The organism is Tepidiforma sp. (genome assembly GCF_034433535.1).
Taxonomy (GTDB): domain Bacteria; phylum Chloroflexota; class Dehalococcoidia; order Tepidiformales; family Tepidiformaceae; genus Tepidiforma.
Genome location: NZ_DAOUAO010000222.1, coordinates 1 through 7,485, shown reverse-complemented (window position 1 = coordinate 7,485; position 7,485 = coordinate 1). Strand labels below are relative to the sequence as shown.

Sequence of the window (7,485 nt, the reverse complement as noted above, 5' to 3'; positions counted from 1 at the left end):
TGCGAGGTCTTCGGGCGGGACCTGGCCGATGGCGGAGGCGACGATCTTGCCGACGTGGTGGGGCTTGTATTTGCCGGTGATGACGCCCTTTTCGACGAGGTCGGGGATGCCGCCGGGGAGGAGTTCGGTGTGGACGCCGAGGTCGTGCTTGTCCTCGAGGAAGACGGGCAGGGCGGCGGAGACATCGCCGATGCCGAACTGGAGGGTGGCGCCGTCCTTCACGATTTCGGTGGCGACGAGGGTGCAGATGACGTTGGCGGCGAGTTCGGTTTCCTCGGTGCGCGGCGGGATGGGCGTCACGGCCGGGGGCAGCGTGTATTCGCAGACGCGGGCGAAACGGTCGATGTGGATGCGGTTCTGGCCGCCGGTCCGGATGAAGTTCTCGTGGATTTCGCCGATGAGGGTGCCGGCGATGCCGGAGACGGTGGGGCCGAAGAAGACGCCGGGGCCGAAGGAGCACCAGCCGTCTTCATCGGGCGGGGAGATGGGGATGAGGGCGACATCGAGGCGATCGAGGCCGGGCGGCATTTTGCCCTCGCGGAAGCGGGAGACGGGTACGTATTCGATGCGGCCCTCGCGGGCGGCCTTGCGGTCGAACGGGCTGCAGTAGCCGGTGATGACCTTCCAGGAGGCGAGGACTTCGGGCCTGTCCCAGTTGAAGGGGGAGAGGAAATTGACGATGGTGACGTCCTTAACCTGGCCGGCGCGGGCGGCGAGCGCAGCGCAGAGCTGGGGCGGGACGGACGTCCAGCCGCCGGTCCAGACCCAGTCGCCGTCCTTGACGACGGAGACGGCCTCCTCGGCGGAGACGAGCTTGCTGGCGACCATTTCGCGCCAGTTCGGTGCAGTTGGTTTCACGCGTAAGGCCTCCGGGCAGATTCGGGCGTGATGATACCGCAGCGGGCCGCGCGGTGAACCGGACGGTAAATCAGCGGGCGGTCAGCCGGCGGCAGCGAGGGCAGAATCGTCCCAGCCGGGGACGAACTTGCGCCAGGCTTCCTGTGCTTCGAGGTACTGGAAGAAGACGTGGTAGATGGAGACGCGGGGTGCGGCCGGTTCGCGGAGGAGGGTCATGCGGGCTTCCTGGGGGGTGCGGCCGGCTTTTTTGTGGTTGCAGGCTCTGCAGGCGGCCACGAGGTTGTCCCAGGTGTGGGGACCGCCGCGGTGGCGGGGGATGACGTGGTCGAGGGTAAGGTCGCGGGTTTGTCGGCCGCAGTACATGCACTGCCAGCCGTCGCGCTGGAATACTTCGCGGCGCGTCAGGCGAACCTTCGGCCGGGGCCGGCGAATCATGTGCACGAGGCGGATGACGGAGGGGAGGGCGAAGGTGGCGCGGGCGGTATGCAGGACGGTGCGGGCGGACTCGATGACTTCGGCCTTGCCGCGAAGGACGAGGGCGATGGCGCGGCGAACGGAGCAGACGTTGAGCGGTTCGTAGTTTTGATTGAGGACCAGGACGGCTATGCCATCTACTCCCACGGCGGGTTCCCCGGGCCTGCTTTGCGGGATCGTAGCAAAGCGCGGAGGGGCCTCGCAATTGCAGGATGTTAACCGTCCGCTTCGCGTTATGTAACAATTACGCTGTGGACGTCGACGCCGTCGACGGTATCAAGGCGGATGTGGAGGGGGTTGCCGGGCTGAAAGTCGGCGGAGAGCGGGATGGTCACGTCGGTCCAGGCGCCGGGAGGGGCATCGAAGGGCGTCGAGCCGAGGAGGACGAGATTGCCGCCGTTGTCGTGCCAGGCCTGGGCTTCCCCGCGACCATTGCTGAGGCTGACCGTTGCCGAGGGGGCGGGCCGGGCAACGAGCAGGTAGATATCGCCGACGGCGGACGAGCGCCGACAGGCGCGGCCTTCGGGGCCGGCGCGGAGGTCGCTCCAGCCCATGGCGATGTGGGGGACTTCGTTGATGCCGAAGGTGACGCTGGCATCGCGCGGGGCCATGTAGAAGGCGAGGTGGCCGGCATCGAAAAGGCCGGGCGGGAAGTGCCAGCGGAAGGGTTCGTGGGTCTTCCGGGCACGGACGAAGAGGTGGTAGCGGTAATGCCCGCCGGTGACGCGGGAGACGGCGTTGTTCATCAGCCAGCGGAAGATGCGGCGGTTGCGGGAGAGAGGCGGGTAAATGTCGATGTCGGCGGCGCGTTCGATGGCGAAGCCGCAGCCTTCGAGCAGGCCGGTGAGCTCCTGGAAGGTGTACTCGCGGCTGTGGCGGGAGCCCTTGAGGGGGGCGCCGAGGTGGTAGGGGTCGTAGATGTTGCGTCCGGCGAGGAAGTTTGCGATCGAATCGGCGCGGCAGGCGTTGGGGGTCGAGATGACGAGGGCGCCGCCGGGCTTGAGGACGCGGTGGATTTCGGCGAGGGTGTGGACGGGGTTCTCGGTGAGGTGTTCGATGACCTCGCACCAGGTGACGAGGTCGAAGGTGTTCTCGGGATAGGGGAAGGTATCGGCTTCGGCGTTGAAGCAGGTGCAGACGAATTCGTGGGTTTCGCCGTACTCGGGGCTTTCGAGCACCTGCCGGATTTCGGGGCGGCCATCGGCGGCGTAGCCGGTGAGGGAGAGGTCGTAGTTGCGGAAGCGCTGGAGGAGGAGGGTGATGTGGAAGGGCGGGCTGCCGAGTTCGAGGGCTTTGCCGCGCTCCCGGGGGTTCGGCACGAAGCGGAGGACCTGCCGCCAGAGGGGGAGGCCGCCTTCGACGAGGATGCGATGGACCTCTTCGTTACGGAAGGGCCAGCGGAAGCTGAGGAGGTAGCGGGCGAGGGAGTCAGGGTCGCGCTCGGAGACCGGTGGAGCCTGCATGGAAGGTGCATGGTGCCGGAGAGGGCGGCGCAGATGCAAGCGGGGGCCGGGGGTATGCTCGGGACGTGGACCCGGTGACGGCGCTGAAGCGCATCGCCTACCTGCTGGAGCGCGACGGTGCGGAGACCCACCGCGTCCGGGCGTTTCGCAGGGCGGCATGGGCGCTGGAGGAGCTCGGTCCGTCCGAGACGGCGCGGCTCGCCGGGGAGGGGCGGCTGCGGGAAGCCCGCGGGCTCGGCGAGGTGACTGCGCGGGTCGCGGAGGAGGCGCTGCGCGGGGAGGTGCCGGGGTATCTCGCGGCGCTCGAAGCCGAGGCGGCGGAGCGCTGGGGTCCGGGCCGGGGCGGCGCCCTGCGGCGGCCGCTGCGCGGCGACTGCCATGTCCATTCGGAGTGGTCGGACGGGGGCAGCCCGATCCGGGAGATGGCGGAGGCTGCGCGGGACCTTGGGTATGACTACATCGTCCTGACCGACCATTCGCCGCGGCTGCGGGTGGCGCGGGGGCTTTCGGCGGAGCGGCTGCGCGAGCAGCTGGGAGTTGTGCGGGAGCTGAACGCGGAACTTGCGCCGTTTCGCATCCTCACCGGCATCGAAGTGGACATCCTCGAGGATGGGACGCTCGACCAGGAGGATGGCTTGCTGGCCGAGCTGGACGTGGTGGTGGGGAGCGTGCACAGCCAGCTGCGGATGCCGGCGGAGGAGATGACGGCGCGGATGCTGCGGGCGGTGGAGAACCCGCACCTGGACATTCTTGGGCACTGCACGGGGCGATATGTGGCGGGGAAGCTGCGACCGGAATCGGTGTTCGATGCGGAGGCGGTGTTCGGGGCATGCGCGCGGCTTGGGAAGGCGGTGGAGATCAACTCGCGGGTGGAGCGGCTGGACCCGCCGAGGCGGCTGCTGCAGCTGGCCAACGAGCTCGGGTGCCTGTTCGCCGTGAATTCGGATGCGCACGCGCCGGGTCAGCTGGAGTGGGTTGCGAACGGCGCCGAGCGGGCGGAGGCCTGCGGGGTTGGGGCCGCCCGGGTGGTGAATACCTGGGAGGTCGAGCGCCTGCTGGCCTGGGCCCGGGGGCACGGGGAGGGGTGAGCGGCTAGGGCTTGCGGGCGCGGAGGGCGTACATCTGCGGAAGAGCGGGGAATTCGGGCGGGAGGACGTAGCGGCGGCCGTCGCTGAGGATGGCGGCATCGAAGAAGCGGCAGCCGTTGCTGTACTCGTACTCGCGGAAGGCTTCGAGCTGGAGGCCGGCATTGAGGAGGGCGGTGATGACGTCGCTGACGCCGTGGATGAATTCAGCGGAACGGTGCGGATTGGCGAAGCCAGTCAGGCCCTCGTGGTAGCCCCAGGGCACGAGCCCCTCGCCAGATGCGGCGACGTAGTCGCTGACGCCGTCCGCGATGAAGGGCTCGGGGTCGCGGTACGGCCAGGTGAGCTCAAGCCGTTGGTTGAACATCCCGGCGACGGGGTGGAATTCGACCAGGACGAAGGCGCCGCCGGGTCGAAGGATGCGGTGGATGCCGCGGGCCCAGGCCGGGAGGTCGGAGAGCCAGCAGATGGCACCGTAGGAGGAGAAGGCGAGTTCGAAGGCTTCGGGTTCGGATTCGGCAAGCCAGTCGTAGACGTCGGCGCGGATGAACGTGGCAGGGATGCCTGTTTCGCGGGAGAGGCGGGCGGCGGCTTCGACGGCTTCGTCGCTGATATCGATGCCGGTGACGACAGCGCCGAGGGCGGCGAGCGAGAGGGTATCCTGGCCGGCGTTGCACTGGAGATGCGCGAGGGTGCGGCCGCGCAGTTCGCCGAGAAGTTCGAGCTCCTCGGGGAAGAGGGTCGAGCCGCCGCTGCGCAGGAACTCGGCCTGGCCTGCCTTGTGGCTGTTGTGGGCGCGGGTGGCTTCGTTCCAGGACTGGCGGTTGAGTTCGTGGAGGTCACGGCGCATCAGCTGATTCTTTCCCGGGAGCTGGGACTTCGGTGATGGGCTCAAGGATGACAAACGTCCAGCCGAACGCCGTGAAGCGAGGGAAGAGGTCGGCAGCGAGGGCTTCGAGGAGGCGCGGGAGACCGGGCGGCGCGGTATGGGCGCCGTCGCGAATGACGATGGCCCGGGCTGTTCCTTCGCGGCCGTTGACCCAGTAACGGACGACGCCGGCGGACTCGGCGTTGCGGACCCACCGGGAGTGAGGGCGGAAGGTGGAAACGAGGAGGTGGTCTTCGATGCGGGATGCGAGGAGCGGGGTGCGATAGGCGCGGCCGGTTCGGCGGCCGACGGTTTCGATGACGATGAGGCCCCAGGGGACGAGGCACGGCCCGGCGAGGCCAGCGCGAACGGCGGGTTCGACGAAGGCATTCAGGAGGCGGAAGAAATCGCGTTCGACCTGCGTTGGGATCATGCGGGGTCCTCGCGGGCGGCGCGTTCGAGGAGCTCGGCGGCGAGCTGCCGGCCGAGGCCGGCGGCGGTTTCGGCGGGGCCAGCCATCTTCGAGCGAATGATACGTCCCCCCGGGGCAATCAGGGCGTTGAGCTTGAGTGTCGAGCCGAAGTGCTCGGCGAAGGCCGCGGCGGGATAGCTGCAGCCGCCTTCGATGGCGGCGAGGAAGGCGCGCTCGGCGGTAACAGCGAGGCGAAGGCGGGCATCATCGATGGCGGCGAGGAGCTCGCGGACGCGGGCGTCGGCGGTGCGGCACTCGACGGCAAGGGCGCCCTGGCCGGGCGCGGGGAGCATCTCCTCCGGGCCGAAGATGTGGGAGGCGTCGGCCTCGCGGCCCAGGCGGCGGAGGCCGGCCAGCGCAAGGACGGCGGCGTCGTAGTCGCCGTTGCGGACCTTTTCGATGCGGGTTTCGACGTTGCCACGGATGGGGCGAACCTGAAGGTCCGGTCGGATTTCGCGCAGCTGGGCCTCGCGTCGGGGCGACCCGGTGCCGACGACGGCGCCGGGCGGGAGGCCGCGCAGTCCGCCGGGATGACGGGAGACGAGGGCGTCGCGCGGGTCTTCGCGGGCGGGCACGGCGGCGATGATGAGCCCCTCGGGCCGGGCGGTCGGAAGGTCTTTGAGGCTGTGGACGGCGAGGTCGACCTCGCCGCGCTGCAGGGCCTGCTGGATGGCGGTGGTGAACCACCCGGGCCGTTCGCCCTGGGCGAGGGGGGTGGACTGGTCGGTGTCGCCGGCGGTGGTGATGGTGACGAGCTCGATTTCGAGGCCGGGGTGAGCGGCGCGCAGGCGGGACGCGATGAGCTCGGCCTGTGCAAGGGCGAGGGCGCTGCCGCGGGTCCCGAGGCGAAGGGCGGTCATGCGGGGACGGCCTCGCGCAGGGCTTCGGCAGCGGCCCGGACGGTGGCATCGATCTCGGGCTCGTTGTGGGCGAGGGAGACGAACCACGTTTCGAACTGGGAGGGCGGAATGAGGATGCCGCGCTGGCGCATGGCGCGGTGGAAGCGGGCGAAGGCAGCGGTATCGGCGGCGCGGGCCGCGGCCGGGTCGCGCGGCGGTTCGGGCGTGAAGAAGAGGGTGAGCATCGAACCGATGCGCACCACGGAGGCCGGGATTTCGGCGCGGCGGATGGCGGTGGTGAGGCCGTTCTCGAGGTGGCGGGCAACCTGCTCGAGCCGCTGGTAGGCCGCAGGAGTGAGTTGCTGGAGCGCGGCGAGTCCGGCGGCCATGACCGCAGGGTTCGCGCTGAAGGTGCCGGCCTGGTACACGGGACCCTCCGGCGCGAGAAGCGAAAGCAGGCTGGCGGGACCACCGATGGCGCCGATGGGGAGGCCGCCGCCGATGATCTTGCCGAGCGTGACGAGGTCGGCGCGAGGGAGGAGCCCGGAGAGCCCGGGGTGCAGGCGGTAGCCGGTGATGATTTCATCGGCTATCAGGAGTGCGCCGTGGGCGCGGGCGACCGACTGGAGGGCCTCGAGGAATTCCGGGTCGGGGGTGATGAGGCCGATGTTGGCGGGGATGCTCTCGACGATGACGGCCGCGGTGTCTGAGGGATGTGCTTCGAACCAGCGAAGGAGAGCGGCCGGGTCGTTGTAGGGGAGGACCGCGGTGAGCCCGGCGATGGCCTGGGGCACGCCGGCGGAATCGCTGAGGCCGAGGGTGGCGACGCCGCTGCCGGCGCGGACGAGGAGCCCATCGCTGTGGCCGTGGTAGCAGCCATCGAACTTGACGATGAGGTCGCGGCCGGTGGCAGCCCGGGCGATGCGGATGGCGGTCATGGTTGCTTCGGTGCCGGAGTTGAGGAAACGCAGGCGCTCGAGGCCGGTCGCCTCGCGGATGGCCGCGGCGAGGTCGACCTCGCGGGGGCCGAGGGCGCCGAAGGTGAGTCCATCGGCGGCGGCCTCGGCGATGGCGGCGGTGACGGCCGGGTGGGCGTGGCCGAGGATGGCGGGGCCGAAGCCGCCGACGTAATCGATGAAGCGGTTGCCCTCGGCGTCGAAGACGTGGGGGCCGCTCCCGCGGGCGATGGGGAGCGGTTCGCCGCCGACCGACCGGAACGAGCGGACAGGACTGTTGACGCCGCCCGGGAAGAGCTCGCTGGCGGCGGAGCGAATGGAGTGGTTATCCATGGGAATCACCGTTGGGGCAGGTTGAGGATAGCGGCGATGCAGGCTTCGCGGATCTCGTTGCCGGGCTGCTCGAAATCGGCGAAGGGGACCGAGGGGTCCACCGGCGAGGGCTCGGGAGGCTCGCGCTCCCAGGCGAG

At 69.8% G+C, this 7,485-nt stretch carries 7 protein-coding genes and 1 pseudogene; 1 reads left to right on the top strand and 7 read right to left on the bottom strand.

Annotated elements, in window-relative coordinates; genetic code table 11:
- The 3 genes and pseudogenes from VAE46_RS11620 to VAE46_RS11610 form a co-directional block, all read right to left on the bottom strand.
- A pseudogene (locus tag VAE46_RS11620) lies at nucleotides 1–858 on the bottom strand (hypothetical protein); the annotation flags it as partial.
- 81 nt (nucleotides 859–939) lie between these two features.
- Complete coding sequence (locus VAE46_RS11615; RefSeq protein WP_322797100.1) at nucleotides 940–1,479, bottom strand: HNH endonuclease; 540 nt, start codon at nucleotides 1,477–1,479, stop codon at nucleotides 940–942.
- 86 nt (nucleotides 1,480–1,565) lie between these two features.
- Nucleotides 1,566–2,795, bottom strand: a complete 1,230-nt coding sequence (locus tag VAE46_RS11610) for a class I SAM-dependent methyltransferase (RefSeq protein ID WP_322797099.1) — start codon at nucleotides 2,793–2,795, stop codon at nucleotides 1,566–1,568.
- A 65-nt stretch (nucleotides 2,796–2,860) separates the two neighbouring features.
- On the opposite strand from VAE46_RS11610, the gene VAE46_RS11605 reads away from it, so the two are divergent.
- Complete coding sequence (locus VAE46_RS11605; RefSeq protein WP_322797098.1) at nucleotides 2,861–3,883, top strand: PHP domain-containing protein; 1,023 nt, start codon at nucleotides 2,861–2,863, stop codon at nucleotides 3,881–3,883.
- A gap of 4 nt (nucleotides 3,884–3,887) precedes the next feature.
- On the opposite strand, the gene VAE46_RS11600 is transcribed toward VAE46_RS11605, so the two are convergent.
- Genes VAE46_RS11600 through VAE46_RS11585 form a run of 4 tightly spaced genes read right to left on the bottom strand, consistent with a single transcriptional unit; the run spans nucleotide 3,888 to nucleotide 7,348 of the window.
- Nucleotides 3,888–4,730: a class I SAM-dependent methyltransferase gene (locus VAE46_RS11600; RefSeq protein ID WP_322797097.1), complete on the bottom strand. Its 843-nt coding sequence runs from the start codon at nucleotides 4,728–4,730 to the stop codon at nucleotides 3,888–3,890.
- Nucleotides 4,720–5,181 (bottom strand): nitroreductase/quinone reductase family protein, encoded by a 462-nt coding sequence (locus VAE46_RS11595; protein WP_322797096.1) that lies wholly within the window; start codon nucleotides 5,179–5,181, stop codon nucleotides 4,720–4,722. Before VAE46_RS11595 ends, VAE46_RS11600 begins: the two co-directional genes overlap by 11 nt.
- Entirely contained in the window at nucleotides 5,178–6,080 is a 903-nt protein-coding gene (gene hemC / locus VAE46_RS11590) for a hydroxymethylbilane synthase (protein WP_322797095.1), read from the bottom strand. The genes VAE46_RS11595 and hemC overlap by 4 nt, the downstream gene beginning before the upstream one ends.
- A complete protein-coding gene (locus VAE46_RS11585; protein WP_322797094.1) occupies nucleotides 6,077–7,348 on the bottom strand; it encodes a glutamate-1-semialdehyde 2,1-aminomutase in 1,272 nt (423 codons plus the stop codon). The genes hemC and VAE46_RS11585 overlap by 4 nt, the downstream gene beginning before the upstream one ends.
- Nucleotides 7,349–7,485 lie beyond the last annotated feature (137 nt).

Excerpts from the sequence above, each read along its gene's own strand:
- VAE46_RS11595 (WP_322797096.1), bottom strand. The coding sequence starts at position 5,181 with ATGATCCCAACGCAGGTCGAACGCGATTTCTTCCGCCTCCTGAATGCC.
- VAE46_RS11585 (WP_322797094.1), bottom strand. The coding sequence starts at position 7,348 with ATGGATAACCACTCCATTCGCTCCGCCGCCAGCGAGCTCTTCCCGGGC.
- VAE46_RS11610 (WP_322797099.1), bottom strand. The coding sequence starts at position 2,795 with ATGCAGGCTCCACCGGTCTCCGAGCGCGACCCTGACTCCCTCGCCCGC.
- hemC (WP_322797095.1), bottom strand. The coding sequence starts at position 6,080 with ATGACCGCCCTTCGCCTCGGGACCCGCGGCAGCGCCCTCGCCCTTGCA.
- VAE46_RS11600 (WP_322797097.1), bottom strand. The coding sequence starts at position 4,730 with ATGCGCCGTGACCTCCACGAACTCAACCGCCAGTCCTGGAACGAAGCC.